The organism is Thermus tenuipuniceus (assembly GCF_002964845.1).
Taxonomy (GTDB): Bacteria; Deinococcota; Deinococci; order Deinococcales; family Thermaceae; genus Thermus; species Thermus tenuipuniceus.
The window spans coordinates 42,816-67,690 of record NZ_KZ672956.1 but is presented as its reverse complement, the minus strand read 5'-3'; the positions used below and the strand labels follow the sequence as shown (position 1 = coordinate 67,690).

Genomic DNA, 24,875 nt, shown 5'->3' with positions numbered 1-24,875 from the left:
GCCCAAGGAGAGGACTCCTTCTAGAAGCGGTCAAAGAGGATGGCCCGCTTGACCTCCTCTATGAGCTGGGTTACGGGGATATCCCGGGGGCAGGCCTCGGTGCAGTTGTAGGCGGTGCGGCAGCGCCATACCCCGCTCCCCGAGCCCAGGGCCTTGAACCGCTCCCGCTTTCCCCGGTCGCGGGAGTCGAAGATGAAGCGGTGGGCCTGCACAATGGCGGCAGGACCCAGATACGTCCCGTTTACCCAGAAGACAGGGCAGCTGGTGGTGCAGCTGGCGCAGAGGATGCACTTGGTGCCGTGGTCAAACCGCTCCCGTTCCTCAGGACTTTGCAGGCGCTCCCGGGCCGGGGGGGGCTCGTTGTTGATGAGGTAGGGTTTCACCGCCCGGTAGGCGGCGAAGAAGGGCTCCATGTCCACGATGAGGTCCTTCTCCACCGGCAGACCCCGGATGGGTTCCACGGTGATCACGTTCCCCAGGTCCTTCACCAGGGTCTTGCAGGCCAGGCGGTTCCTGCCGTTGATGAGCATGGCGTCGGAGCCGCAGATCCCGTGGCCGCAGCTGCGGCGGAAGGCCAGGGTGCCGTCCTGGTCCCACTTCACCTTGTGGAGTAGGTCCAAAACCCGGTCCCAAGGCTCGGCCTCCACCTGGTAGGTGTGCCAGGTGGGCTTTTCGTGCTTGGCGGGGTCAAAGCGGAGGATCTTCAGGGTCACCTGCATGGCGCCTCCTAGTAGGTGCGGGCCTTGGGCTCAAAGCGGCCCAGGACCACGGGCTTGTAGCGGAAGGTCACCTTGCCGTCGGCCACCTTGTAGGCCAGGGTGTGCTTGAGCCAGTTGGCATCGTCCCGCTCGGGGTAGTCCTCCCGGGCATGGGCCCCGCGGGACTCGGTGCGGTTCAAAGCGGAGTGCACCAGGGCCTCGGAAACCTCGAGGAGATACCCAAGCTCCAGGGCCTCCACCAGCTCGGTGTTGTAGGCATCCCCCTTGTCGTCAATGGAGATGTTCCGGTAGCGGTCCATGAGCTCCTTCAGGATCTCCACCTGCTTGGCCAAGAGCTCCCCGGTGCGGAAAACGGAGGCGTTGTCCATCATGGTTTGCTGGAGCTCGGCCCGGAGCGCCGCCACCTTCTCCCTACCCGTGGAGTTTTTGATGCGCTCAATGCGCTCGCGGCTTTCGCCCAGGTGCTCCTCGGTGAGCTCGTGGTAGTCGGCATCCTTGGCGAAGCGGGCGGCATGGATCCCCGCGCGCCGGCCAAAGACCACCAGATCCCCCAGGGAGTTGGTCCCCAGGCGGTTGGCCCCGTGCAGGCTTACGCAAGCCGCTTCCCCGGCGGCGTAAAGCCCGGGCACCACGGTGTTGTTCTCGTCCCGGATCACCTGGCCCCAAAGGGTGGTGGGAATCCCCCCCATGGCGTAGTGGGCGGTGGGCATCACCGGCACCGGCTCCTTCAAGGGGTCCACCCCCAGGTAGATGCGGCTGAACTCGGTGATGTCGGGAAGCTTCTTCTCGATGACCTCGGGAGGCAGGTGGGTGAGGTCCAAGAGCACGTGGTCCTTCTTGGGACCCACCCCCCGGCCCTCCCGCACCTCCAGGTACATGGCCCGGGAAACCATGTCCCTGGGGGCCAGGTCCTTGATGGTGGGGGCGTAGCGCTCCATGAAGCGCTCCCCCAGGGCGTTCCTCAGGATGCCCCCCTCCCCCCTGGCCCCCTCGGTGAGGAGGATGCCCAGGGGGTAAAGCCCCGTGGGGTGGAACTGGTAGAACTCCATGTCCTCGAGGGGAAGCCCCTTGCGGTAGAGGATGGCCTGCAGGTCTCCGGTGAGGGTGTAGGCGTTGGAGGTCACCTTGTAGATGCGGCCAAACCCCCCCGAGGCGATGACGATGGCCTTGGCCTGGAAGAGGTGCAGTTCTCCCGTGGCCAGTTCGTAGGCCACCAGCCCCTTGGCCACCCCGTCCTCAACGATGACATCGGTGACGTGGAACTCGTTGTAGAAGGTAATGTTGTGCTTCACGCACTGCTGGTAAAGGGTCTGGAGGATCATGTGCCCGGTGCGGTCGGCGGCGTGGGCCGCCCGGTGCACCGGGGCCTTGCCCCAGTCCTTGGTGTGGCCGCCAAAGCGGCGCTGGGCGATCTTGCCGTTGGGGAGCCGGTCAAAGGGAAGGCCCATGTGCTCCAGCTCCAGGACCGCCTCGATCACCTCCTTGGCGAAGACCCCGGCGGCATCCTGGTCGGTGAGGTAGTCCCCTCCCTTCACCGTGTCGAACATGTGCCACTCCCAGTGGTCCTCCTCCACGTTGCCCAAGGCCGCCCCTATCCCTCCCTGGGCCGCCCCCGTGTGGCTTCGCGTGGGGTAGAGCTTGGTGACCACCGCCACGTCCGCACCTTCCCGGGCCGCATAAAGGGCCGTAGCCAGGCCCGCCCCACCTGCGCCTACCACGATGACCTCGTGTCTGTGCGCCATATCACTTCACCCCGAAATCGTGGTTGAACAGGGAAAGGCTCCCCAGGAAGAAAAGAAAGCCGATCAGGCTGTAGAGCACCACCTTGGTCCAGAAGCGCCTGGACGGGTTGCGAATCCAGTCGTCCAGCACGTACCTAAGCCCGTTGGCCCCGTGCAAGAGGCCCAAGGCTAGGATCAAAAGGTCGTAGATCTTCCAGGTGGTCTGGGAAAGTCTCTTGGCCACGTACTCGTAGTCAATGCTGTTGAGGTCGGTGATGACGGCGTTCATCCACATGTGGCCAATGAGCAGGAAGACCAACACCACCCCGGAGATGCGCATGAAGACCCACCAGTAAAGCTCCAGGTTGGTACTGGCCTCGAGCCTCGCCTCCTCATAGCGCTTGGACTTAATCGCCATGGCTACCCCCCAGGATGCCCCCTCCGATCTTCAAAAGGAAGGGGAGGTAGAAGACTACGAAAAGAACCCAAACCCCGTACCAAAGCTGCCGCTGGTAGCGCACCCCCCAGGCGGTGAAGTCCATGAGGATGATCCTGAGCCCGTTGAACCCGTGGTAAAGCACCCCAGCGATGAGAAGGAGAAGCCCTATCTGGAAAACCGGTTGGTGGTAGAACTTCATGAGAGCGTTGGACACCTCCGGGCCCCACATGGCGCTTGCGATGTTGGCCACGTGGAGCATGAGAAAGACCAGAATGCCCAGGCCCGAGATCCGGTGCAGGTAAAACGCCCACTGCCCTTCTCTTCCCCTGTACATGGCGCCTCCTTGCCGGGGATATCATACCACCTTTATTAAGGAAACCACCGTCTGGAGCTTATCTCTGCCCCCACATACCCCATCCCCGTATGATGGGCGTAGACAAGGGAGGTTCTTCCCACTTCCCCCCCTCCTCCTTCCCGGGGCCACCCCCGGGGGAAGCAAAAGGGGTTTTCCCGCCAGGGGACAAGGTATTGACAGGGGGGGGAGGGGGGGCATAATGGGGGGCGTGCCGCGGGAGGATACCCCGGGGGGCACGGGAAGGAGGTGGTCAGGACGGAACTCTTTGGATTCGGACCGCATCTGATGGTGGACGGCTACGACGCCAATCCCGAGAAGCTCCGGGACGCTGAGCTGGTGCGCCGTGTCCTGGACGAGCTCCCCGAGGAGATGGAGATGACCAAGGTGCTTCCCCCCTTCGTCTACAGCTACGGCCCCGAGGGGGAGGACGGGGTGACCGGGGTGGTGATCATCGCCGAAAGCCACATCGCCATCCACACCTTCCCCAAAAAGCGCTTCCTTTCCATCGACATCTTCTCCTGCAAGGCCTTTGACATGGCCCAGGTGCTGAGGAAGCTCACCGCGGTCTTCGAGATCGGCCGCTACGAAACCTACATGATCAACCGGGGCAAGGAGTTTCCCAAGGACCCCGAGCTGGCCCGGAAGATCGTCCTGGGGGAGCGGGAGTACCTCGAGGCCCGGGTGAGCTAGGAAAACTGCCCCCCTTTCCCGGGCTTGCCCCGGGGTTTTCATTTTGGACTCATCCTTCCTCTCTAGCTTATAGGAGGAGGCTTAGGTATGGTGCGCAAGCTACTCACCCTGGTTCTTCTGGGATTCGGCGTGGCCCTAGCCCAGGGCTTTCGCGGTCTTTCCCTAGGTACCTCCTATCCGGAGATCGGGGTTCAACCCGGGGAGAGCGTCAACCTGACCCTCACCCTCAAGAACTATGGCCTTCCCCCCGGGGTGGTGCGGGTCCAGGTGGCCGAGGCCCCGCAAGGCTGGCAGGCCAGCCTCATCGGCGGGGGTCGCCTGGTGCGGGCGGTCTACCTGGCCCCCGACGGGGAGGCTACCCTTAGCCTCCGCCTCCAGCCCCCCAAGGAGGTGAAACCCGGCACCTACCGCTTCCTGGTGCGGGCCGAGGGGCTGGGCCATACCGCCAGCCTTCCCATCGGCCTGGTGGTGGGGCAGGGCCTGCCCCAGAGGCTCAGCCTCGAGGCGGAGCTCCCCATCCTCAAAGGTCCCCCCACCAGCTCCTTCCGCTACCGGGTGACCCTGAAAAACGAGTCCGACCGCGACCTATTGGTCTCCCTGGAGTACGAGGCCCCCAAGGGTTGGCAGGTGACCTTCACCCCCGCCTTCTCCAGCCAGCAGGTGACCAGCCTGCCCATCAAGGCCGGGGAAAACAAGGACCTGGATGTGGAGGTTTCCCTGCCCAAGGACACCAAGGCGGACACCTATGGCCTCACCTTGAGGGCAGCCGCCGGGGAAGCCAAGGCGGAACTGGCCTTGACCCTCGAGGTCACGGGCCGGCCCGAGGTGCGCTTCACCACCAAGGAGGGGCGGCTTTCCGGACAGGTGGTGGCGGGCCGGGAAAACGCGGTGAAGCTTGTGGTGAAGAACGAGGGTAGCGCCCCGGCCAAGAACCTGTCCTTCAGCGCCATGGAGCCCTCGGGCTGGGAGGTGAAGTTTGAGCCGGATAAGCTGGACGCCCTGGACCCCGGCCAGGAGCAGGAGGTAACCGCCCGCATCAAGCCCTCCCCCAAGGCGGTGACGGGGGACTATATGGTGACCCTCAGCCTTTCCGGGTCCGATGGCCTTTCCGAGAGCCTGGACTACCGGGCCACCGTGGTGCGCTCCAGCCTTTGGGGCCTGGTGGGGGTGGGCATCATGGCCGTGGCCCTTCTGGTCCTGGGCTTCGCCGTGAACCGCTTCGGCCGGAGGTAGCATGGCGGTCATCGAAACCCATGGCCTCACCAAGCGCTACGGCCGGGTGGTGGCCGTGGAGGATCTGAACCTGGAGGTTAAGGAGGGGGAGGTCTTCGGCCTCCTGGGCCCCAACGGCTCGGGGAAGACCACCACCATCCTCATGCTCCTGGGCCTCACCGAGCCCACCCGGGGTGAGGCCCGGGTTCTGGGCCTGGACCCCATGCGGGAGCCCCTAAAGGTGAAGAGCCAAGTGGGCTACCTTCCCGACCAGGTGGGGTTTTACGGGGAGCTCACCGCCTGGGAGAACCTGCGCTACACCACCCGCCTTTTGGGCCTCCCCGAGGCCGAGGCTAGGGCCCGCATAGAGGAGGTGCTCAAGCGCATGGGCCTATGGGAGGTGCGGGACCGGAAGGTCTCGGCCTTCAGCCGGGGGATGCGGCAGCGCCTGGGCCTGGCGGAGGTGCTCCTGAAGAGGCCTAAGGTGGCCATCCTGGACGAGCCCACCCTGGGCCTGGACCCCGAGGCCGCCCGGGAGTTTCTGGAGCTCATCAAGGGCCTGAGGGCGGAGGGCATCACCATCCTCCTGTCCAGCCACCTCCTACACCAGGTGCAGGAGGTCTGCGACCGGGTGGGGCTTTTCCATAAAGGGCACCTCGCCCTTTTAGGCACCGTGGAGGAGTTGGCGCAAAGGGTCTTAGGGGGTGGGTACGAGATCCTGGTGGAGGCCAGCCCGGGCCTCGAGGAGGCCTTCCGCCGCCTGGAAGGCGTGGCCCGGGTGGCAGCGGAGGGAGGGCGGTACCGGATTCTCTCCAGCCGGGACCTCCGGCCGGAGCTGGCCCGGATAGCCGTGGAACAGGGGGAGCTTCTAAGCCTCTCCCTCCGCCGCCCCAGCCTGGACGAGGTCTACGCCCACTACTTCAAGGAGGTGGCCCATGCGGCGTGAGGGCTCCCCCTGGACCGGGCTTTGGGCGGTTTTCTTCAAGGAGATGGCCGACCATCTCACGGGCTTGAGGATGCGCATTCTGGAGGGATTGATCCTCCTTTCTGCCCTGGCCGCCGTGTACACCGGCACCCAGACCCTGCGCCAGACCGTGGGGGAGGACCCGTACCTGTACCTCAGGCTCCTCACCACCGCCCAGGACCCCCTGCCCTCCTTCGTGGGCTTCCTCTCCTTCTTCGTACCCCTGGCCGCCATCGCCCTGGCCTTCGATGCGGTGAACGGGGAGTACGCCAGAGGCACGCTTTCCCGCATCCTCTCCCAGCCCATCTACCGGGATGCCCTCCTCTTCGGCAAGTTCCTGGCGGGGCTCGGCACCCTGGCCGTGCTCCTCACCGCCCTCTTCCTCCTGGTGGTGGGCCTGGGCCTCTTCACCCTGGGAGTGCCCCCCGGAGGCGAGGAGATGGCCCGGGCCTTCCTCTTCCTCCTGGCTACCTTGGCCTATGCGGGCTTCTGGCTGGCCTTGGGCCTTCTCTTCTCCGTCCTCTTCCGCCAGCCGGCCACCGCCGCCCTAGCCGCCATCGGGGTCTGGCTCTTCTTCGCCGTCTTCTTCCCCATCCTCACCGACCTGGCGGCAAACGCACTTCTTCTCCAGGCCGATCCCCTGGACCCGGAAAGCCAGCTTAGGCAGGCGAGCCTGGCCCTCTGGATCTCCCGCCTCTCCCCCAACACCCTCTATGCGGAGACCCTCACCGCTGTCCTTAACCCAGCGGTGCGCTCCTTGGGCCCCATCCTCATCACCCAGCTGGAGGGAGCGGTGCTGGGAACCCCCCTTCCCCTCTCCCAAAGCCTCCTCCTGATCTGGCCCCAGCTCACCGGGCTCATGGCCCTGGTGATCCTCCTCTTCACCCTGGCCTACGTGGCCTTCCAGCGGCAAGAGGTGCGCGCCTAGAAAACCCCGCTGGGGCTAAGCACCCCAGCGGGGACCCCAGAAACCCTAGTCCTCCAGCCACTCGGTGGCGTAGGCGTTGGTCTTTGGGATGACGCACAGGAACTCCACCGGCTCATCCCCCTCATTCACATAGGCATGGGGCGTGTCCGGGGGGATGTAGACCGCCTGCCCGGCCGCCACCTCCCTCACCTCGTCGCCCAGATAGATCTTCATGCGCCCGGAGAGCACGTACTGCTCGTGCTCGATGCTGGGGTGCTTGTGCTTGGGAATCCTTCCCCCCGGAAGGAGGGTGAACTTGCGGGTGATGAAGTGGGGGGCTCCATCCTCAGGGCCGATGAGCACCTGGATAAAGGCCTTCTCCCCCCGTTCCACGGGACGGGCCTCCACGCTGGCCCCCTGCTTGACCACGGGCTTCATGCCGACCATTGTAGCAAAAGCCCCTCCACTTCCTCATCGGTGACCTCGCCGAAGTCCATGAAGTAGGCCCCCACGGCGGCGAAGTCCGGTGGGGTGGAGAGCACCACCACCTCGGCTTGATCCTTCAGCCTCTCCACCGCATCCAGGCTGGCCACGGGCACTGCCACCACCACCCGCCGGGGTTTTTCCGAGAGGACCACGGCTAAGGCTGCCTCCATGGTGGAACCGGTGGCGATGCCGTCGTCCACCAGCACCACAACCCGGCCCGCAAGGGGTACCTTTGGCCTCACCTTACGGTAGCGCTCGGCCCGCTTGCGGATCACGTCCTTCTGCCGGGCCGCTTCCCGCTCCAGGTAGCTTTGGTCGGCGTACTGGAGGGCATAGGGTTTCAAGACCATGCCCCCCTTTTCCCCCACCGCCCCCAGGGCGAACTCCGGGTTTCCCGGGGCCCCCACCTTGCGCACCAGGACCACATCCAGCTCCCCCCCCAGGCCTTTGGCCACCTCATCCGCCACCACCACCCCGCCTCGAGGGATGCCCAAGACCACGGGGCGTTCTAGACCCAAGGGCTTCAGGGCCTCCACCAGAAGAGCCCCAGCGTGCCTGCGGTCGCGGAAGCGCATAGGAAACCTCCCCATTCATGCTACACTGGACCAAGGTCTTGAACGCGGTATAAAGTTTTGGTAACCTTGGACCCCAAGGAGGTCAGTATGGACCACGTAGGCTCTAGACCCTGGCTCACCCACTACGATCCTGGGGTTCCCCCAGAGGTGGAGGTTCCCCCCATCCCCTTGTGGCGCTTCCTGGAAAACAGCGCCAGCCGCTACGCCCACCATGTGGCCCTGGATTTCCTGGGCAAAACCCTTACCTATGCGGAGCTATGGGAGAAATCCCGACGCTTCGCCGAGGGGCTCAAGGCCCTGGGGGTGAAGCCGGGCGACCGGGTGGCCATCATGCTCCCCAACTCCCCCCAGTTCGTCATCGCCTTCTTTGGCACCCTTCTGGCGGGGGGCGTGGGGGTCAACGTGAACCCCCTCTACACCCCAAGGGAGCTAAGGCACCAGCTCAAGGACTCGGGTGCGGAAACCCTGGTGATTCTGGACCACCTCCTACCCCGCTTCTTAGAGGTGGAGGGGGAAACCCCGGTGAAGCGCACCGTGGTCACGGGCATCAAGGACTTCCTCCCCTTCCCCAAAAACCTCCTTTATCCCCTAAAGGCGAAGCGGGACAAGCTCCCCCTGGGCTTTCCCAAACGGGAAGGATTCCACGCCTTCTTGGACCTCCTGAAGCATCCCCCCGCCACCCCCCATCCCGCTGATCCCGAGGACCTGGCCCTTTTGCAGTACACGGGGGGCACCACGGGGATCTCCAAGGGCGCCATGCTCACCCACCGGAACCTGGTGGCCAACGTCCTGCAGATCGACGCCTGGGACTCCTCCGCCCGGGAGCTCGTGGGAAAGGGGGTGATGCTGGGGGCTTTGCCTTTCTTCCACGTCTACGGCATGACCGTGGCCATGAACTACGGCATCTACTCCGGCTACAAGATCGTCCTCCTGCCCAGGCCGGAGATCCACGCCATCGTGGAGGCTATAGAAAAGCACCAGGTCACCCACTTCCCCGGGGTGCCCACCTTGTACGTGGCCTTTAACCACTTCCCGGGAATCGAGAAACGAAACGTAAAGAGCATCCGCATCTGCCTCTCCGGAGCCGCTCCCCTGCCGGTGGAGGTGGCCAAGCGCTTTGAGGAGATCACCGGGGCCCGGCTCATCGAGGGCTACGGCCTCTCCGAGGCAAGCCCCGTGACCCACTCCAACCCTGTCCAGGGGGAGATCAAAAAGGGCTCCATCGGCATGCCCCTGCCTAGCGTGGAGGCCAAGGTGGTGGACGAGGAGGGCCAGGAGGTCCCCATGGGAGAGGTGGGCGAACTCGTCGTCAAAGGCCCCAACATCATGAAGGGCTACTGGAACCGCCCCGAGGAAACCCAAAAGGCCCTCAAGGACGGCTGGCTCTATACCGGCGACATGGCCCGAATGGACCAGGACGGCTACTTCTACATCGTGGACCGCAAAAAGGACATGATCATCGCCGGCGGCTACAACATCTACCCCCGCGAGGTGGAAGAGGTCCTCTACCAGCACGAAGCCGTCCAGGAAGCCGCCGTGGTGGGCGTACCCGACCCCTACCGCGGGGAAACCGTGGCCGCCTTCATCGTCCTCAAGGAAGCCTACAGGGGCAGGGTCACGGAAAAGGACATCGAAGCCTTCTGCCGGCAAAACCTCGCCGCCTACAAGGTTCCCCGCATCATCCAGTTCCGGGACAGCCTGCCCAAAACCAGCGTGGGGAAGATCCTCAGGCGGGAACTCCGCGAAGAGTTTGCCAAAAGGCAGCCTTAGCTTTAGGCCCGCGCCCGGGCCACCGCCTCCCTGAAGACCTCCACCGCCCGGTCCACCTCGGCCTCCGTGGTGTAGCGTCCCAGGGAGAAGCGCAAGGAGGCCCGGGCATCCCTCGGAGAGCGTCCGATGGCCAGGAGGACATGGGAGGGCTCGAGGCTCCCCGCGGAGCAAGCCGACCCCGAGGAAACCGCCACCCCCATGAGGTCCATGGCGAGAAGCAAGGCCTCCCCATCCGCACCCTTCACCGTCACGTTTACCAGCTTGGGAAGGCGCCGCTCGGGATGGCCGTTGAGCTCCACCCCCTCCACGGAAAGCAAGCCCGCCTCGAGGCGCCGCCTCAAGGCGAGAAGCCGGGAGGACTCCTCCGGCAAGAGCCTTAAGGCCTTCTCCAGGGCTATCGCCATTCCATGGGCCAAGACTGGGCTTTGCGTGCCCCCCCGTCTTCCTCCCTCCTGCTTGCCCGGCACCAGGGGGAAGAGGTCCACCCCCTGGCGCACCAAAAGGACTCCAATCCCCTTCGGCCCATAGAACTTGTGGGCGCTCAAGGAGACCAGGTCCGCCCCCACCTCATCCACCCGGAAAGGCACCTGGCCCACGGCCTGTACGGCATCCGTGTGGAAAAGGGCCCCGTGGGCGTGGGCGATCCCGGCCATCTCCCGGATGGGGTAGAGGGTGCCAAGCTCGTTGTTGGCGGCCATGACGCTCACCAGGATGGTATCGGGCCTCAGGGCCTCCTCCACCTGCTCCGGGTAAACCAGGCCCAAGCGGTCGGGCCTGAGCCGGGTCACGGCAAAACCCAGGCGCTCAAGAAGCCGCAAGGCCCCCAGGACCGCGGAGTGCTCCACCTCCGTGCTCACCACATGCCCCTTCCCCTTGGCCAAGGCCACCCCCAAGAGGGCCAGGGCATCGGCCTCGGAACCCGAACCGGTAAAGACCACCTCCCTGGGGCGCACCCCCAGGAGGCTTGCGATCCGCTCCCGGGCTCCCTCCAGCACCCTTCTGGCTTCCTGGCCAAAGCGGTGGATGCTATTGGGGTTGCCGAAGATTCCCTCCACTTCGCGCATGGCCTGCTGGACCTCGAGGTCCAGGGGCGTGGTGGCCGCGTAGTCCAGATAGACCAAAGCCAAGGTTTCCTCCTTGCCCTCCATTCCCTTTGCCAAGGGCAAGCCCTAGCAGCCCTTTCTAAGACCCCTTGCCTAGCCTGCGGGCTGGAGCTGGATCAAGCGCTTGGCCTCGATGAGCTTCCGCTCCTCGATGAGGTCCTTCAAGGTAGTGCTCCCCAGGACCTGGCGCATGGCCAGATCCACCCGCTTCCAGAGGAGCTCGGTGGAGCACTGCCCCACCTTGGCGCAGGACTCCGGGTCCTCGATGCAGGAAACCGGGGCCAGGCTGCCCTCGAGGGCCTCCACCACCTCGAGGGCCGTCACCCTCTCGGGGGGACGGGCCAGGCGGTAGCCCCCCCTGGCCCCCCGCACGGAGCGGATGAACCCAGAGCGCCTAAGCTGGGCCGCGATCTGCTCCAGGTAGTGCTGGCTGATGCCCTGAGCCTCCGCCACCTCCTTAAGGGGCACCGCCTCCGGGGCCTTGAGGCCGATCTCCACCAGGGCCCTGAGGCCATATTGGGCCTTCGTGGACACCCACATGCCCCCAGTATAGCGCAAAGGCTTTATTTCCTCACGGAAAATACGATTTTCACGAAAGCCAGGCCAAACAAAGCCGCCTGCAGGAGCACGATACTGGCCCCGCTGGGCCAGTCCAGGAGGAAGGAGAGGAAAAGGCCAAGCACCGTGGAAAAGGAGGCCAGGAGGAGGGAAAGAAGGGTGAGCCCGGCAAAGGTGCGGCTCAAGAGCCTGGCCGCCGCCCCGGGGATCACCAAAAAGGCCGCCACCAGAATAATCCCCACCACCTTTACCGCCAGCACCAGGCTCACGGCAAGGAAGCCGGAAAGGAGGTAGTCGTGGAGAACCACCGGCACCCGGTCGGAAAGGGCCAGTTCCCGGTCAAAGGTGGCGTAGGCCAAGGGCCCCCACAGGGGAAGGAGGAAAAGGGCCAGGAAGAGGAGGAGGGCCATGGCCCAAAGGTCCGCGGGCCCCACCGCCAGAAGGGAGCCGAAGAGGTAGCCCATGGCGTCCCCCACGTACCCCCGGGCCTTGGAGAGGAAGACCGCCCCCAGGGCCACGGAGAGGGCGAAGAAGACCCCAATGGCCGTGTCCTCGGAAAGCTCGGTCTTCTCCTTCACCAGGGTGATGGCCATGGCCACCAGAAAGGTGAAGGGCAGGGCAAACCAAAGGGGCTCCCCCCTTAGGAAAAGCCCCAAGGCCACCCCGGCGAAGGCGGCGTGGGCAAGCCCATCCCCCAGGAAGGAAAGCCGCCTTTGCACCACGAAGGGGGAGAGCAATCCGGAAAGAAGGCTCACCAAAAGCCCTGCAAGGAGGGCCCTCTGGAAAAAGGGATAACCCAGGGCGTCAAGCATGCCCACCCCCTAGGTACAGCCCGTGGGCATGACCCAGGTGCCCAAAGGCCTGGCGCAGACACTCCTCGGTGAGGGCCCGCTCCGGCGGACCAAACCCCACCACCCTGCGGTTCATCACCAGGACGTGGCTGGCATGGTGGGCGGCCTCCCAGTCGTGGGTGATCATGAGCACCGTGGCCCCCGATTCCTCCTGGTAGGCCTCCAGGTACCGGTAGAGGTCCACCTCCCCCACCCGGTCCACCCCGGTGGCGGGCTCGTCCAAAAGGAGGATTCTGGGCCTACGGATGAGGGCCCGGGCCAGGTAGACCCGTTGGAGCTGCCCCCCAGAAAGCCAGCCCAAGGGGCGGAAGGCCAGTGCCTCCGCCCCCACCCGCCTTAAGGCGGAAAGGGCGTCCTCCCTTTCCCGGGGGGACAGGCGGAAGGGCCAGCGCCGCCTCAGACCCGTGGCCACCAGCTCCAGGGAAAGCGCCGGGAAGGAGCGGTCAAAGGTCTTGATCTGGGGCACGTAGCCGAACCACAGGGGATCGGTTTCTGTCAAGGAACGCCCAAAAACCCTGACTTCGCCCCGGAAGGGCACGAGGCCCAGGACGGCCTTCAAAAGGGTGCTCTTCCCCGCCCCGTTGGGGCCCACGATGGCCACGAAGGCCCCCTCTGGCACCTTCAGGCTGACGCCCTCTAGGGCCCTGAACTCCCCAAAGCGCACGGACAGGTCTCGGACCTCGAGGGCCACCACACAATAACGGTAATCCATTTTCAACATTTCAACAAGCCCGTCAAGCCCGGGGGCACGTCCCTAGGGGTTCCCGCCAGTCGGGTAGGACCCTGGCCCGCGCAGTCCCATCCCTCAGCTACCGGAACGGAACCCTGCCCTCATATACCCCCAAACGGGCCTTGGGAAAGGGTTGGCCGGGGTGGCATCAGAAGCTATGCTCCTCGGCGGGGAAAACCCCCTCCCGCACCTCCCGGACGAATCGGGATAGGGCCTCGTGGAAAAGCCTTTCCCCCTCCAGGTACCGCTTCACGAACCGGGGCTTGAACTCCCCGTAAAGCCCCACCACATCGTGGAAAACCAGGACCTGGGCGTCCGTGTGGGGGCCGGCCCCGATGCCGATGGTGTGGACGGATAGCCTTTCCGTGACCTCCTTGGCCAGGCCCGTGGGCACCATCTCCAGCACCACCCCATAGGCCCCCGCCTCCTCCAGGGCCAAGGCCCCTTTCAGGATGCGTTCGGCCTCCTCGGGGCGCCTCCCCTGCAGCCTGTAGCCCCCAAGCTGGCTCGCCGTCTGGGGGGTGAGGCCCACATGGCCCAAAACCGGGACCCCTGCCCGGGTAAGCCCTGCCACGATCCCCGCCACCTCCTCCCCACCCTCCAGCTTCACCGCATCCGCCCCACCTTCCTTCAGAAGCCGCTCCGCGGCGAAAAGGGCCCGATCCAGGGTGGCATAGGAAAGATAGGGCAGGTCCGCCACCAAGAAGGTATCCGGGGCCCCCCGCCGGGCCGCCTTGGTGTGGTGGAGCATCTCCTCCAGGCTCACGGGAACCGTGGAGGAATAGCCCAGCACCACCATGCCCAGGGAATCCCCCACCAGGATGGCGTCCACCCCAGCCCGCTCAGCTAGGCGGGCCGTGGGGTAGTCGTAGGCGGTGAGGTAGACGAGCCTTTGGCCCTTCGCATGGCGAAAGTCTTTTACCGTCCGGCGCACGGGAAAAGGCTATCATGAAAGGGCGTGGAAGTGCACCCGGACCTCGCCCTAAGGCCCAGGACCCTGGACGAGTACATCGGTCAGGAGAGGCTCAAGAAGAAGCTGAGGGTGTACCTCGAGGCGGCCAAGGCCCGGGGGGAGCCCTTAGAGCACCTCCTCCTCTTCGGACCCCCTGGCCTGGGCAAGACCACCCTGGCCCACGTGATCGCCTACGAGCTTGGGGTGAACCTGCGCGTCACCTCGGGGCCCGCCATAGAGAAACCCGGGGACCTAGCCGCCATCCTGGCCAACTCCCTGGAGGAAGGGGACATCCTCTTCATCGACGAGATCCACCGGCTAAGCCGCCAGGCGGAGGAGCACCTCTACCCGGCCATGGAGGACTTCAAGATGGACATCGTCATCGGCCAGGGGCCGGCGGCCCGCACCATCCGCCTGGAGCTTCCCCGCTTCACCCTGATCGGGGCCACCACCCGCCCGGGCCTCATCACCGCCCCCTTGAGGAGCCGCTTCGGCATCGTGGAGCACCTGGAGTACTACTCCTTGGAGGAGCTGGCCGAAGGGGTCAGGCGGGACGCGAGGCTTCTAGGGGTGGCCATCGCCGAGGAAGCCGCCCTGGAGATCGCCAAAAGAAGCCGGGGCACCATGCGCGTGGCCAAAAGGCTTTTCCGACGGGTGCGGGACTTCGCCCAGGTGGCGGGGGAGGAAACCATTACCCAGGAAAGGGCCCTGGAAGCCCTAAACGCCTTGGGCCTGGATGAGCTCGGCCTGGAGAAACGGGACCGGGAGATCCTGGAAACCCTAATCCTGCGCTTCGGAGGCGGCCCAGTGGGCCTGCAGACCCTGGCCACCGCCGTCTCCGAGGACCCAGGTACCCTGGAAGAAGTCCACGAACCTTACCTCATCCAGCAGGGGCTCCTGAAGCGCACCCCCCGGGGCCGGGTGGCCACGGAACGGGCCTACCGCCACCTGGGCTATCCCCCTCCCGTGGAACCCCTTCTCTAGGCCATGGTACGGGCCACCCTGGAAGAACTGGACCTGGCGGAACTCCTGAAGGCCCTGGCCGACCACCGCAAAAGCGCCGTGGTCACCTTCCGGGGGCGTCTTTATGGCCGGATCCACCTCCTTCACGGGCGCATCCTCTACGCCCGCACCGAGCCGGGACCCCACCTGGGGGAGTACCTGGTGCGCCTTGGCCATCTTTCCCTGGAGGAGGTTCAGGAGTTAGTGGAGCGCCAGGGGCGGGAAAACCCCGGAACCCCCTTGGGGGCCCTGGCCCTGGAGCTGGGCCTCATCGGGGAAGAGGAGCTTAGAGAGGCCCTCGAGGCCCAGGTCCTCGAGGCCCTGGCCACCCTGCTGGGGGAAAAGGAAGGGGAGATTCTAGCCGAGCCCCTGGGGGAGGGAAGCCAGGTGGCTTTGCCGGAAACCCTGGAAACCAAGGCCACCCTTCTGGAAGCGGCCCGGCGCCTGGACGAGTGGCGCCAAGGCCAGGTGGACCCCGACGAGGTCTTCCACTTGGTGGAGGACCCCACCCGCCACCCCCTCACCCCCGAGGCCTGGACGGTGTTGGAACTCTTGGACGGGGTGCGCCGAGCGAGAAGCGTGGCCCTGCTATCCGGCCTTCCGGAAGAGCAGGTTTACCATATCCTCTTTGAGCTGAAAAGCCGGGGGCTGATCCGCCCTTCCACCCTGCTGGCGGACGACCCCCTGGTTCTGGTGCTGGCGGAAAGCGGGGTGGTGCGGCGGCTTCTCCTCTACTTGCTGGAGGCCCACCGCTACCGGGTACAGCTCCCCTTGGACCTGGAGATGGCCCTCCGCCTTCTCAAGGAGAGGCCCAAGGCCATCATCCTCCAGGGAGAAAAAGCCTTGGAAATAGCCCGAAAGCTCAGGGCCCACCCCGAGGGCAAGCTGGCCTCCCTGTACCTGGTGAGCGAAACCCCCCCGGGGCTTCTCTTCCGTCCCCTCAGGGTTTTGCATCTCCCCAAACCCTTAAAGGCCCAGGAGGTGCTTAAGGCCCTGGCCCCCTTAAGGCGGGGGGGGCCCTAGTTGGGCCGTCTTCCCTCCCGCAGGATGGCCTCCGCCCGCTCCCGGTAGGTCAGAAGGGCCTGGTGCCACTCGTCGGCGGGGTGGACATGGGGCAGCACCGCCTCCGCACGGGCCAGGATCTCCTCAGGAGAGCGGTAACCCAGCTGGACCAGGGTGTCCACCACCATCTCCTGGGCTCCCACCCACTCCCGGCTTCCCTCCTCGGAAACCTCCGCCGCCTTACGGTAGTGGGCCAAGGCTTCTTCCAGGTGCATCAGGTCGTAGGCGATATGGCCCAGGATCAGCTCCCCTGCCGCCTCCGCCCCCTGGCGCATGGCCCTTTGGGCCATTTCCTCCGCCTCCTGGTACCGCCCCTGGCGGTACAGGGCCTCGGCCAGGTCCGCCAGGGCTTGGGCCCGGTAGGGGTAACCCTCTTCCCGCAGAAGGGCCTCCAGGTACTCCTCCGCCTCCAGGTAGGCCCCCTGGTCCAAGGCCGCCACCGCCATCTCATGGAAAACGTATCCCTTCTCCAGACCCTCAGCCCTGGCCAAGGCTTCCTGGAAGGCGGCCATGCCCTCGGCGTAGCGGCCCAGTCGGAGCAGGATCTGCCCCTCTAGGAGGGGGGTGCCGTAGGCCTTATGGCCGCTTTCCTCCTCCAGGGCTAGGGCCTTCAGCACCTCCTCCAGGGCCCGGTTGGGGTTATCCAGGAGGAAATGGGCCCGGGCCAGAAGGTAGTGGCGGGTGGCGGCGTCCTCCACGGGCTCCTCCCCCACGGCTCCCGAGGCCTCCTCAAGGGCCAGAAGGGCCCTTTCCCCCTCCCCCGCCTCCAGCCACATGGCGGCAGCATCCAAAAGGAGCCAGTAGCGCTCCAGCCCCAAGGCCAGCTCCGTCCCCCTCTCGTAGGCCAAGGCGGCCTCCCGGTAGCGGCCCAGCCTTTCCAAGGCCCTTCCCTTAAGCCCCTCCGCCCGCCAGGCCAAAAAAGCGGGAAGCCCTTCCTTAAGGGTCCTTAAAACCTCCTCAAACCGGCCCAGGTAGAAGAGGGCCTGGGCCTGGTGGTACCGGGCCCGGGGGTCCTCCGTGGGGAGGAAAAGGGCCCGCACCTCCTCCTCCCCCCGGCCCTCGAGGGCCAAAAGCTCCCCCAGAAGGGCCCGGTACAGGGGGTCGTACTCCAGTCCCCCAAGCTCATAGGCCTCCTCCAAGGCCCGGTGGGCCTTTTCCAGCCCCTCCTCCCCATAGAGGCTGTGGACCTCCGCCAAAAGCAGAAGGGCCTCCCGGGCCTCCGCTTTGGGGCCGAACAGGGCCTTCCGGGTAAGGCGCTCAATGGCGGTATCGTAATCCCCTTGGTGCAGGGCCTCGAGGACCCCCTTCATCGCCGCTAGAGGATACCACACCCCACGTTCTTTTACCCTAAAGGCGCTACCATAGGACCAGGGAGGTAGACCTTGCCGCAGCGAATTAATCCCTTCACCCTGGTCTTCTTGCTCCTTCTGGGCTATCTGGTCTATACCGCCTTCACAGGCCCTCCGGCCCCCACCCTTTCCTATACCGAGTTTCGCAAGCTGGTACGGGAAGGCAAGGTGGCCGAGGTTGTCCTAGAGGAAACACGGATTCTGGGCACCCTTAAGGAACCGGAGCGTTTCCCCACCCCCCAAGGGGGAAGCCAGGTGGCCAGGCGCTTCGCCGTGCCCTTGCCCCCGGCCCAGGTGACCGACCCCGAGCTATTGCGCTTCCTGGAGGAAAACGGGGTGAGGATCGTCACCAAACCCCCCTCCTTGTGGCCCCAGTTCCTCCTCTACCTGGGACCTACCCTCCTCCTCATCGCCTTCTTCTGGTTCTTCTTCATGCGGGCCCAAGGTGGGGCCGGGCAGGTGATGCAGTTCGGCCAAAGCCGCGCCCGGCTTTACGGCAAGGAGAAGCGGGTCAGCACCACCTTCAAGGACGTGGCCGGCCACCAGGAGGCCAAGCGGGAGCTCATGGAGGTGGTGGACTTCCTGAAAAACCCCCAGAAGTACCTGGAGCTAGGGGCAGAGATCCCCAAAGGCGTCCTCCTGGTGGGCCCGCCGGGCACGGGCAAAACCCTCCTGGCCCGGGCGGTGGCGGGGGAGGCGGGGGTACCCTTCTTCTCCGTTTCCGCCAGCGAGTTCATGGAGATGTTCGTGGGGGTGGGAGCAAGCCGGGTGCGGAGCCTCTTCGAGGACGCCAGAAAGAGCGCCCCCAGCATCATCTTCATCGACGAGCTGGACTCCATCGGCCGCAAACGGGGGGCAGGCATCGGGGGCGGCCATGACGAGCGGGAGCAGACCCTGAACCAGATCCTTTCCGAGATGGACGGCTTCGAAAAGGACACCTCGGTGATCGTCCTGGCCGCCACCAACCGCCCGGACATCCTGGACCCCGCCCTCTTGCGCCCCGGGCGCTTTGACCGCCAGGTGGTGGTGGGCCTCCCCACCCTGGAAGAGCGCCGGGACATCCTCCTGGTGCACATGCGGGGCAAACCCATCGCCGAGGAGGTGGACGCTTTGGAACTGGCCCACCTCACCCCGGGCTTCTCCGGGGCCGATCTGAAGAACCTGGTCAACGAGGCAGCCCTGCTGGCGGCCCGGGATAGCGCCAAGAAAATCCGCAAGGAGCACTTCCTGAAGGCCCTGGACAAGATCGTCCTGGGCCTCGAGCGGCCCGCCCTTAAGCTTTCCGAGGAGGAGAAGAGGGCCGTGGCCTACCACGAGGCCGGGCATGCGGTGGTGGGAGAGGTCCTCCCCCATGCGGACAAGACGGAAAAGGTTTCCATCGTCCCCAGGGGCATGGCCTTGGGTGCCCGCTGGAGCAAACCCGAGGAAAGGGTTTTGGTTTCCAAGGACCACCTTATGGACGAACTGGCCGTCCTCATGGCGGGCCGGGTGGCGGAGGAGCTCTTCACCGGCACCGTGACCACCGGGGCCCAGGACGACTTCAAACGGGCCACCCAGATCGCCAAACGTATGGTCCTGGACTGGGGTATGGGGGAGCACTTCAAGAACATCGCCTGGGGTTCGGACTCCGGCCCCATCTTCCTGGGTGAGGAGATCGCCAAGAAGAAGGACCACTCCGAGGAAACCGCCCGCCTCATCGACCAGGACATCCGCAAGATCCTGGACGAAGCCTACGCCAAGGCCCGCCAGGTCCTCATGGAGCACGCCCCCGCCATGCACAGAATCGCCGAGGAACTCCTTAGGGAGGAAACCATCCCCGGGGAGCGGGTGCGGGCCATCCTCAAGGAAACCCAGGCGGTGCAAAGGGCCTCGGAGGAAAGCGCCTAGCAAAGGGCGGGAAGCGCCTTTTCGGCCTCCGAGAGAAGGGTCTGCTTTGTGGGATCATCCCAGCCCAGGAGAGGGGCCATGAGGTCCCCCACCCGGGGCAGGGCCTCCTCCGCCCGCTTCCGGTCCAGAAGGGCCAGGCCCAGCCTGCGGGCCAGCACGTCCAGGGGCTTTTGGGCAAGCTCCTCCCGCACCGCCCACACTACCTCCCCCTCCAGGTAGGGAAGCCCGGGGAGAAGGGGCCTATCCCCCAAGGCCGCCACCTCGAGGGCCAGGGTGCCGTAGTGGGTGTAGAGGTGCTCGGCCACCGCTTCTGGCAAGGGCAAGGGCAGCCTGGGCCCCGCCCCCAGGAGGGGGGTACGGTGGCTCGGGGAAGGAGGAAGGGAAAGGGAGAGGTCCCGGGCCAGGCGTTCCAGGAGGTCCAGGGCCATGAGGCGGAAGGTGGTCCACTTTCCTCCGGTGAGGGTGTAGAGGCCCCGTTCCTCCAGGATGAGGTGGTCCCGCACCAAAAGCCGGGTCTCCCCCTTCCCCACCAAGGGCCTGAGGCCCGCCCAGGCGGCCCGGACCCTATCCGAGAGGTCTCCCAGGTAGGGCCGGATCTCCTCCAAGAGGTAGGCCACCTCCTCCTCCCGGGGCAAGGGGCAGGCCGTAGCCTCGGCCAAGAGGTCGGTGGTACCCAAAAGGGCCCGGCCCTGCCAGGGCAGGAGGAAGAGGACCCGGCCGTCCCGGGTCTTGGGCAGGAGGAGGCCCACCCGCAAGGGGTAGTCCAGGACCAGGTGGGTCCCGCTGGAGGGGGTGAGGAGGGGGGGAAGATGGGGATCCAAAAGGTGGCGCACCCGGTCCGCCTGGGGACCGGTAGCGTTCACCACCGCCTTGGCGTGGACCTCCACCTCCTTTCCCGTGAGGCGGTCCCGCACCACCGCGCCCCGCACCCTTCCCCCCTTCAGGAGGAAGCCCGTGGCCTCGGCGTGGTTCAGGGCCACCGCCCCCCGCCCGATAGCGGAGAGGATGAGGGCCAGGTTCAGGCGGTAGTCGGCGAACTGCCCGTCCTGGTAGAGGATGCCCCCCAGGGTGGGGGGAAGGCCGGGGAAGAGGGCCTGCACCTCCTTGGAAGGAGCGTAGCGGCTTGGGGCCAGCCGCCTCCTTCCTGCCAGCAGGTCGTAGAGCTTGAGGCCGAGCCCGTAGTAGGGGATCTCCAGGGGGCGGAAGAGGGGGGTGAGGAGGGTTAAGGGCCTGGCCAGGTGGGGGGCGAGCCCCATCACCACCCTCCTCTCCCTGAGGGCGTCCCGCACCAAGCGGAGCTGCCTCGAGTCCCGGTGCTTCACCGCCAGCTCCAGGTAGCGCACCCCCCCGTGGAGGAGCTTGGTGGAGCGGCTGCTGGTCCCCGCCCCGAAGTCCCCCGCCTCCACCAAGGCCGCCTTCAGGCCCCTCAGGGTGGCCTCCCACAACACCCCCGCCCCCGTGGCCCCACCCCCCAGGATCAGGAGGTCCAGGGGCTCCTTAAGGCGTTCCCAGAGCTCCTCCCGGCTTGTCATCCCTCCTCCCCCGCCCAGCCCAAAGCCCGCTCCACCGCCCGCCGCCAACCCCCATGGAGGACCTTCCGCTTTTCCTCTGGCATCCGAGGGTCAAAGCGCGCCTCCAGGGTCCAGGCCCCCTTCACCTCCTCCAGCCCCAGGACCCCCGCCCCCACCCCGGCCATCCAGGCCGCCCCCAGGGCGGTGGTCTCCGTGACCTTGGGCCTCAGGACCGGCACCCCCAGGAGGTCCGCCTGGATCTCCAGGAACAAGGTGTTTTGGGCCATCCCCCCATCCACACGGAGTTCCCGTAGGGGCAGGCCCGCCTCCTCCTCCATGGTCCGCACCACGTCCACCACCTGGAAGGCGACTCCCTCCAGGGCCGCCCGGGCCAGGTGGGCCCTGGTGGTGCCCCGGGTGAGGCCCAGAATGGCCCCCCGGGCGTAGGGGTCCCAGTAGGGGGCCCCCAGGCCCGTGAAGGCCGGGACCAGGTACACGCCCCCGCCATCCGCCACCTCCCGGGCCAGGGCCTCCACCTCGGCGCTCTCCCGGATCAAGCCCAGGCCCTGAAGCCACCCCACCACCGCCCCCGCCATGAAGACGCTTCCCTCCAGGGCGTAACTCACCTTGCCCCCCAGGCTCCAGGCCACGGTGCTGAGGAGGCCTTTTTGGGAAGGGACAGGCTGCTCCCCTGTGTTCAGGAGCAGAAAGGCCCCGGTCCCGTAGGTGCACTTCCCCTGCCCCGCCTCCAAGGCCCCCTGCCCGAAAAGAGCTGCCTGCTGGTCCCCCAGCACCCCGCGGATGGGAATGGGAGACCCGAAGAGCTCCGGAAGGGTCTTTCCAAACTCCCCATCCGAGGGGCGCACCTCGGGCAGCATGGCCCGGGGGATTCCCAGAATCCCCAGAAGCTCCTCGTCCCAAGAGAGGGTGTGCAGGTTGAAAAGCAGGGTGCGGCTGGCGTTGGAGGGATCGGTGGCGTGCACCCTGCCCCCGGTGAGGCGGTAGAGGAGCCAGGTGTCCACGGTGCCGAAAAGGGCCTCCCCCTTTTCCGCCCGCTCCCTAAGGCCGGGCACGTTCTCCAAAAGCCAGGCCAGCTTGGTGCCGGAGAAGTAGGGGTCCAGAAGAAGCCCGGTGCGCTCCCGGAAGAGGGGCTCAAGCCCTTGGGCCTTTAGCTTCTGGCACAAAGGGGCCGTGCACCGATCCTGCCAGACGATGGCGTTATAGAGGGGCCTCCCCGTGCCCCTCTCGAACACGAGGGTGGTCTCCCGCTGGTTGGTGAGGCCCAGGGCCACCACCTCCTTGGCCTCCACCCCGGCCTGGCGCAAAACCTCCTGGGCCACCCCGAGCTGGCTCGCCCAGATCTCCAAAGGGTCGTGCTCCACCCAGCCCGGCCTGGGGTAAAGCTGCCGGAACTCCCTCTGGGCCATGGCCACAAGCCTCCCCTCCAGGCTGAAGAGGATGGCCCGGCTGCTGGTGGTGCCTTGGTCCAGGGCGAGAAGATACCTCATAAGGCCTCCCTTAGCCGCCTGGCGGCATCCTCGGGCAGGGCGTCCACCACGAAGGTGCCCGCCCCAAGCTCCGTGCCCGCCAGGAACTTGAGCTTGTCCTTGGCCCGTTTGGGCGGGTAAAACTCCACGTGGAAATGGAAGGTGCGCTCCTCCCCCAGGGGGGCGGCGTGGAAAACCATCACGTAGGGGAAGGGTTCGGCGAAAAGGGCATCGTAGCGGGCCACCACCCGGCCCAGAAGCCGGGCGAAGGCGGCCATCTCTCCCTCGGAAAAGGTCCAAAGCCCAGGGTGGCGCTCCAGAGGGGCCACCCAGACCTCAAAGGGGTAGCGGGCAAAGGGGGGCACGAAGGCCAAAAACCCCTCCTCCCGGTCCACCCGGTAGGGCTCTAGGTGGGGGAAAAGCTCCAGGAGCACGGGCCTTTCCCGGAAAACCTGGCTTTCTTGCTCCAAGATAGGGGGCACAAAGGGGTAGGCGTAGATCTGCCCGTGGGGATGGTGGAGGGTCACCCCCACCGCCTCCCCCCGGTTCTCGAAGGGCATAACGAACCGGATCCCCTCGAGGGCATACAAGGCCCGGTACCGGTCCCGCCAAACCCAGGCCAGGAGGAGCCTTTCCTCCTCCGTGAGGGTGGCCAGGCTTCCCACGTGGGCCTGGGTGTACACCACCACCTCGCACCGGCCCAAAGCCCTCTCCGCGGGAACGGGAAGCCCTTCCGGGGGAGGGGTGGGCCTTGGCACCAGGGAGGGAAACCGGTTCTCAAAGACCGCCACCTGGAAGTGGGCAAAGGGGATCTCGGTGGGGAAGCCACCTTCCCGGCTGGGGCAAAGGGGGCAGTGCTCTTTGGGAGGCAAGAAGGTCCGCTCCTGGCGGTGGGCGGCGTAGACCACCCACTCCCCCCGCAAGGGGTGGTAGCGGAGGTGGGGGCTTGGGGAGAAGAACCCCGCCCCCTCCGGTACGGAGGGCTCCTCGGCCACGGGCAAGACCTCCGCCTCGAGGGGATGAAGCCCGTAAAGGATCAGCTCCCGCCCGTCCTTCTTGCGATGCACGTGCTTATAAAAGGGCTTATAAAAGGATGGCATAGTCCAAGACCTCCTCCCCCACCTGGTAACGGTAGGGGCCAAGGGGCTTTACCTCCTTATCCCGGCTCAGAAAGGCCCAAAGCCTTTCCCTTTCCTCCGGGGAAAGCCAGGAGGGGGGGTCGGAGGTGGCCTTGAAGCCGGTGATCTCCCCCATGGCCTCCTGCAGGCGCATCTCCTCAGGGAATAGCAGCGAGAAACGGCTCCGGAAGAAAGCCACGTCCGGGTCCACCTGGACGTTTTCCCACAGCCAAAGCCGGTGCAGGGTGGTGCGGAGGGCATTCCTTAGCCCCGGGCCCGTGGGGTCCTGCAGCCAGAAGGAGCGGTCCTCGTTGTCCCAGTAGGGGGCCACGTCCGGACCCACCCTGAGGCCATCGGCAAGCCCCAAGGAGGCCAGGATGGGGGCCCCACAGAAGAGGAGATAGGCCTCCCCCGCTTCCTCCCGTACCCTCTCCATGGCCCTCCGGTACCGCCCCTCCCCTTCGGCTCCAGGAAGGGCAGCGGCATAGAGAAAGTCCAGCTTCAGGTAGTCGTACCCCCACTCCCTTGCCTTCCGCACCAAGGAAGCCACATAGTCCAGGACTTCCTCGTTCCCCGAGTCCAGGGCATAGAGGGGTTTCCCCCAGTTGAAGCCCGCTGGGACGGGCCGGCCTTCCCCATCCCTAAGCAACCACTCGGGGCGGGAATGCCGAAGGGGGCTGTCCTGGGTCACCAAAAAGGGGGCCAGCCAGAGCCCCGCCCGTAGGCCCTTTTCCCGGATCCTATCCGCCAAAAAGGCCATCCCCCGGGGGAAGCGATCGTTTGGCTCCCAGTCCCCGAGGGCCTTCTGCCAACCGTCGTCCACCTGGAAAACCTCAAAGGGAAAGGCAGCCACCTCGTCTAAGGCCTGGAGGAGGAGAGCCTCGCTGATCTTCGTGTAAAAGCTATACCAGGAGCACCAGACCCTGGGGGGCCTGCCGGAAAGGCGGTGGGGAAGGTACCGGGCATAAGCGGCAAACACCTCTTCTTCCGGACCGTAGGCCAAAAACCAGCGCCCTTCCCCCAGGGCGTACCGCCCCAAAAGCGCCTCCTCCCGCCCCAAAACCCTAGCCCCCAGATCCAGGGCCCCCAGGAGGAGAACCTGGCCTCGAGGAGAGCGCAAGGCCCCAAGGCCGCTTCCCCACCAGGCCTTCCCCCAGTCCGCAGCCTCGAGGAGAAAGGGGTCGTCCGCCTGGGGACGACGTTCTTTGGGGAAAAGAGGCCTGGGAGGCTCCCTCGGGTCCACCCAGGAGGCCAAGCTCCAACTCTGCCAGCCGTGGCGGAAAAACTGGCTTCCCCTGAAGGGGGGAAAGACCCGGACCTCCCTTCCCTTAAGGAGGTACCCTCCGGACACCGGCTCCGCAGAAGGGGCCAGAATGGCCACCTCGAGGCGGCTTCCCTGAAGAGGATCCGAGAACTCCAGCCGCATG

24 protein-coding genes are annotated in these 24,875 nt (G+C 65.9%); 8 read left to right on the top strand and 16 right to left on the bottom strand.

Annotated features, from left to right (window positions below; translation table 11 throughout):
• Window positions 1–20: 20 nt before the first annotated feature.
• The 4 genes from C2847_RS00360 to sdhC are packed head-to-tail and all read right to left on the bottom strand — an operon-like array spanning window position 21 to window position 3,213.
• Window positions 21–719, bottom strand: a complete 699-nt coding sequence (locus C2847_RS00360; RefSeq protein WP_105316504.1) for a succinate dehydrogenase iron-sulfur subunit — start codon at window positions 717–719, stop codon at window positions 21–23.
• Window positions 720–727: 8 nt separating this feature from the next.
• Window positions 728–2,461, bottom strand: coding sequence for a succinate dehydrogenase flavoprotein subunit (gene sdhA / locus C2847_RS00355; protein ID WP_105316503.1), 1,734 nt, complete (start codon window positions 2,459–2,461; stop codon window positions 728–730).
• Window position 2,462: 1 nt separating this feature from the next.
• On the bottom strand, window positions 2,463–2,858 hold the full coding sequence (locus C2847_RS00350) for a succinate dehydrogenase hydrophobic membrane anchor subunit (protein WP_105316502.1): 396 nt from the start codon (window positions 2,856–2,858) through the stop codon (window positions 2,463–2,465).
• Window positions 2,848–3,213, bottom strand: a complete 366-nt coding sequence (sdhC, locus tag C2847_RS00345; RefSeq protein ID WP_105316501.1) for a succinate dehydrogenase, cytochrome b556 subunit — start codon at window positions 3,211–3,213, stop codon at window positions 2,848–2,850. The genes C2847_RS00350 and sdhC overlap by 11 nt, the downstream gene beginning before the upstream one ends.
• Window positions 3,214–3,519: 306 nt before the next feature.
• On the opposite strand from sdhC, the gene speD reads away from it, so the two are divergent.
• The 4 genes from speD (at window position 3,520) to C2847_RS00325 (ending at window position 7,028) form a co-directional block, all read left to right on the top strand.
• The gene (speD, locus tag C2847_RS00340) at window positions 3,520–3,924 is read left to right on the top strand and encodes an S-adenosylmethionine decarboxylase (protein ID WP_126252474.1); all 405 of its coding nucleotides are present in this window, start codon (window positions 3,520–3,522) and stop codon (window positions 3,922–3,924) included.
• 87 nt (window positions 3,925–4,011) lie between these two features.
• Window positions 4,012–5,157, top strand: coding sequence for an NEW3 domain-containing protein (locus C2847_RS00335; RefSeq protein WP_105316499.1), 1,146 nt, complete (start codon window positions 4,012–4,014; stop codon window positions 5,155–5,157).
• Window position 5,158: 1 nt separating this feature from the next.
• Complete coding sequence (locus C2847_RS00330; RefSeq protein ID WP_105316498.1) at window positions 5,159–6,082, top strand: ABC transporter ATP-binding protein; 924 nt, start codon at window positions 5,159–5,161, stop codon at window positions 6,080–6,082.
• Entirely contained in the window at window positions 6,072–7,028 is a 957-nt protein-coding gene (locus C2847_RS00325; RefSeq protein WP_105316497.1) for an ABC transporter permease, read from the top strand. The genes C2847_RS00330 and C2847_RS00325 overlap by 11 nt, the downstream gene beginning before the upstream one ends.
• Window positions 7,029–7,073: 45 nt before the next feature.
• On the opposite strand, the gene C2847_RS00320 is transcribed toward C2847_RS00325, so the two are convergent.
• Both C2847_RS00320 and C2847_RS00315 read right to left on the bottom strand, forming a co-directional pair.
• Entirely contained in the window at window positions 7,074–7,454 is a 381-nt protein-coding gene (locus tag C2847_RS00320) for a cupin domain-containing protein (RefSeq protein ID WP_105316496.1), read from the bottom strand.
• Window positions 7,442–8,068 (bottom strand): phosphoribosyltransferase, encoded by a 627-nt coding sequence (locus C2847_RS00315; RefSeq protein ID WP_105316495.1) that lies wholly within the window; start codon window positions 8,066–8,068, stop codon window positions 7,442–7,444. Before C2847_RS00315 ends, C2847_RS00320 begins: the two co-directional genes overlap by 13 nt.
• Before the next feature lie 87 nt (window positions 8,069–8,155).
• Here C2847_RS00315 and C2847_RS00310 point away from each other — a divergent pair, with 87 nt between their 5' ends.
• On the top strand, window positions 8,156–9,838 hold the full coding sequence (locus C2847_RS00310) for a long-chain-fatty-acid--CoA ligase (RefSeq protein ID WP_105316494.1): 1,683 nt from the start codon (window positions 8,156–8,158) through the stop codon (window positions 9,836–9,838).
• A 2-nt stretch (window positions 9,839–9,840) separates the two neighbouring features.
• Here the strand turns inward: C2847_RS00310 and C2847_RS00305 are convergent, their stop codons facing one another.
• The 5 genes from C2847_RS00305 to panB all read right to left on the bottom strand — a co-directional run bounded on the left by C2847_RS00305 (window position 9,841) and on the right by panB (window position 14,014).
• Window positions 9,841–10,986 (bottom strand): cysteine desulfurase family protein, encoded by a 1,146-nt coding sequence (locus C2847_RS00305; RefSeq protein ID WP_208619914.1) that lies wholly within the window; start codon window positions 10,984–10,986, stop codon window positions 9,841–9,843.
• A 48-nt stretch (window positions 10,987–11,034) separates the two neighbouring features.
• Entirely contained in the window at window positions 11,035–11,481 is a 447-nt protein-coding gene (locus C2847_RS00300) for an RrF2 family transcriptional regulator (RefSeq protein ID WP_038041747.1), read from the bottom strand.
• 23 nt (window positions 11,482–11,504) lie between these two features.
• Window positions 11,505–12,311: a metal ABC transporter permease gene (locus C2847_RS00295; protein ID WP_105316493.1), complete on the bottom strand. Its 807-nt coding sequence runs from the start codon at window positions 12,309–12,311 to the stop codon at window positions 11,505–11,507.
• A complete protein-coding gene (locus tag C2847_RS00290) occupies window positions 12,304–13,062 on the bottom strand; it encodes a metal ABC transporter ATP-binding protein (protein WP_425275067.1) in 759 nt (252 codons plus the stop codon). The genes C2847_RS00295 and C2847_RS00290 overlap by 8 nt, the downstream gene beginning before the upstream one ends.
• 166 nt (window positions 13,063–13,228) lie before the next feature.
• Window positions 13,229–14,014: a 3-methyl-2-oxobutanoate hydroxymethyltransferase gene (panB, locus tag C2847_RS00285; RefSeq protein WP_105316491.1), complete on the bottom strand. Its 786-nt coding sequence runs from the start codon at window positions 14,012–14,014 to the stop codon at window positions 13,229–13,231.
• 30 nt (window positions 14,015–14,044) lie between these two features.
• Between panB and ruvB the strand changes: the two genes are divergently transcribed.
• Both ruvB and C2847_RS00275 read left to right on the top strand, forming a co-directional pair.
• Window positions 14,045–15,016: a Holliday junction branch migration DNA helicase RuvB gene (gene ruvB, locus C2847_RS00280; RefSeq protein ID WP_105316582.1), complete on the top strand. Its 972-nt coding sequence runs from the start codon at window positions 14,045–14,047 to the stop codon at window positions 15,014–15,016.
• A 3-nt stretch (window positions 15,017–15,019) separates the two neighbouring features.
• Window positions 15,020–16,057, top strand: coding sequence for a DUF4388 domain-containing protein (locus C2847_RS00275; RefSeq protein WP_105316490.1), 1,038 nt, complete (start codon window positions 15,020–15,022; stop codon window positions 16,055–16,057).
• On the opposite strand, the gene C2847_RS00270 is transcribed toward C2847_RS00275, so the two are convergent.
• Complete coding sequence (locus tag C2847_RS00270) at window positions 16,054–17,406, bottom strand: tetratricopeptide repeat protein (RefSeq protein WP_105316489.1); 1,353 nt, start codon at window positions 17,404–17,406, stop codon at window positions 16,054–16,056. The genes C2847_RS00275 and C2847_RS00270 overlap by 4 nt on opposite strands.
• A 72-nt stretch (window positions 17,407–17,478) precedes the next feature.
• Here C2847_RS00270 and ftsH point away from each other — a divergent pair, with 72 nt between their 5' ends.
• The gene (gene ftsH, locus C2847_RS00265) at window positions 17,479–19,332 is read left to right on the top strand and encodes an ATP-dependent zinc metalloprotease FtsH (RefSeq protein WP_105316488.1); all 1,854 of its coding nucleotides are present in this window, start codon (window positions 17,479–17,481) and stop codon (window positions 19,330–19,332) included.
• Here ftsH and C2847_RS00260 read toward each other — a convergent pair.
• The 4 genes from C2847_RS00260 to C2847_RS00245 are packed head-to-tail and all read right to left on the bottom strand — an operon-like array spanning window position 19,329 to window position 24,874.
• Window positions 19,329–20,864 (bottom strand): FAD-dependent oxidoreductase, encoded by a 1,536-nt coding sequence (locus C2847_RS00260; RefSeq protein WP_105316487.1) that lies wholly within the window; start codon window positions 20,862–20,864, stop codon window positions 19,329–19,331. The genes ftsH and C2847_RS00260 overlap by 4 nt on opposite strands.
• Window positions 20,861–22,351 (bottom strand): glycerol kinase GlpK, encoded by a 1,491-nt coding sequence (gene glpK, locus C2847_RS00255; protein ID WP_105316486.1) that lies wholly within the window; start codon window positions 22,349–22,351, stop codon window positions 20,861–20,863. Before glpK ends, C2847_RS00260 begins: the two co-directional genes overlap by 4 nt.
• Complete coding sequence (gene galT / locus C2847_RS00250) at window positions 22,348–23,430, bottom strand: galactose-1-phosphate uridylyltransferase (RefSeq protein ID WP_105316485.1); 1,083 nt, start codon at window positions 23,428–23,430, stop codon at window positions 22,348–22,350. The genes glpK and galT overlap by 4 nt, the downstream gene beginning before the upstream one ends.
• A complete protein-coding gene (locus C2847_RS00245; RefSeq protein ID WP_105316484.1) occupies window positions 23,414–24,874 on the bottom strand; it encodes a glycoside hydrolase family 36 protein in 1,461 nt (486 codons plus the stop codon). Before C2847_RS00245 ends, galT begins: the two co-directional genes overlap by 17 nt.
• Between the last annotated feature and the right edge of the window lies 1 nt (window position 24,875).

Coding starts and splice junctions, on each gene's coding strand:
- C2847_RS00360 (WP_105316504.1), bottom strand. CDS start 719: ATGCAGGTGACCCTGAAGATCCTCCGCTTTGACCCCGCCAAGCACGAA.
- sdhA (WP_105316503.1), bottom strand. CDS start 2,461: ATGGCGCACAGACACGAGGTCATCGTGGTAGGCGCAGGTGGGGCGGGC.
- C2847_RS00350 (WP_105316502.1), bottom strand. CDS start 2,858: ATGGCGATTAAGTCCAAGCGCTATGAGGAGGCGAGGCTCGAGGCCAGT.
- sdhC (WP_105316501.1), bottom strand. CDS start 3,213: ATGTACAGGGGAAGAGAAGGGCAGTGGGCGTTTTACCTGCACCGGATC.
- speD (WP_126252474.1), top strand. CDS start 3,520: ATGGTGGACGGCTACGACGCCAATCCCGAGAAGCTCCGGGACGCTGAG.
- C2847_RS00335 (WP_105316499.1), top strand. CDS start 4,012: ATGGTGCGCAAGCTACTCACCCTGGTTCTTCTGGGATTCGGCGTGGCC.
- C2847_RS00330 (WP_105316498.1), top strand. CDS start 5,159: ATGGCGGTCATCGAAACCCATGGCCTCACCAAGCGCTACGGCCGGGTG.
- C2847_RS00325 (WP_105316497.1), top strand. CDS start 6,072: ATGCGGCGTGAGGGCTCCCCCTGGACCGGGCTTTGGGCGGTTTTCTTC.
- C2847_RS00320 (WP_105316496.1), bottom strand. CDS start 7,454: ATGGTCGGCATGAAGCCCGTGGTCAAGCAGGGGGCCAGCGTGGAGGCC.
- C2847_RS00315 (WP_105316495.1), bottom strand. CDS start 8,068: ATGCGCTTCCGCGACCGCAGGCACGCTGGGGCTCTTCTGGTGGAGGCC.
- C2847_RS00310 (WP_105316494.1), top strand. CDS start 8,156: ATGGACCACGTAGGCTCTAGACCCTGGCTCACCCACTACGATCCTGGG.
- C2847_RS00305 (WP_208619914.1), bottom strand. CDS start 10,986: ATGGAGGGCAAGGAGGAAACCTTGGCTTTGGTCTATCTGGACTACGCG.
- C2847_RS00300 (WP_038041747.1), bottom strand. CDS start 11,481: ATGTGGGTGTCCACGAAGGCCCAATATGGCCTCAGGGCCCTGGTGGAG.
- C2847_RS00295 (WP_105316493.1), bottom strand. CDS start 12,311: ATGCTTGACGCCCTGGGTTATCCCTTTTTCCAGAGGGCCCTCCTTGCA.
- C2847_RS00290 (WP_425275067.1), bottom strand. CDS start 13,062: ATGGATTACCGTTATTGTGTGGTGGCCCTCGAGGTCCGAGACCTGTCC.
- C2847_RS00275 (WP_105316490.1), top strand. CDS start 15,020: ATGGTACGGGCCACCCTGGAAGAACTGGACCTGGCGGAACTCCTGAAG.
- C2847_RS00270 (WP_105316489.1), bottom strand. CDS start 17,406: ATGAAGGGGGTCCTCGAGGCCCTGCACCAAGGGGATTACGATACCGCC.
- C2847_RS00260 (WP_105316487.1), bottom strand. CDS start 20,864: ATGACAAGCCGGGAGGAGCTCTGGGAACGCCTTAAGGAGCCCCTGGAC.
- glpK (WP_105316486.1), bottom strand. CDS start 22,351: ATGAGGTATCTTCTCGCCCTGGACCAAGGCACCACCAGCAGCCGGGCC.
- galT (WP_105316485.1), bottom strand. CDS start 23,430: ATGCCATCCTTTTATAAGCCCTTTTATAAGCACGTGCATCGCAAGAAG.
- C2847_RS00245 (WP_105316484.1), bottom strand. CDS start 24,874: ATGCGGCTGGAGTTCTCGGATCCTCTTCAGGGAAGCCGCCTCGAGGTG.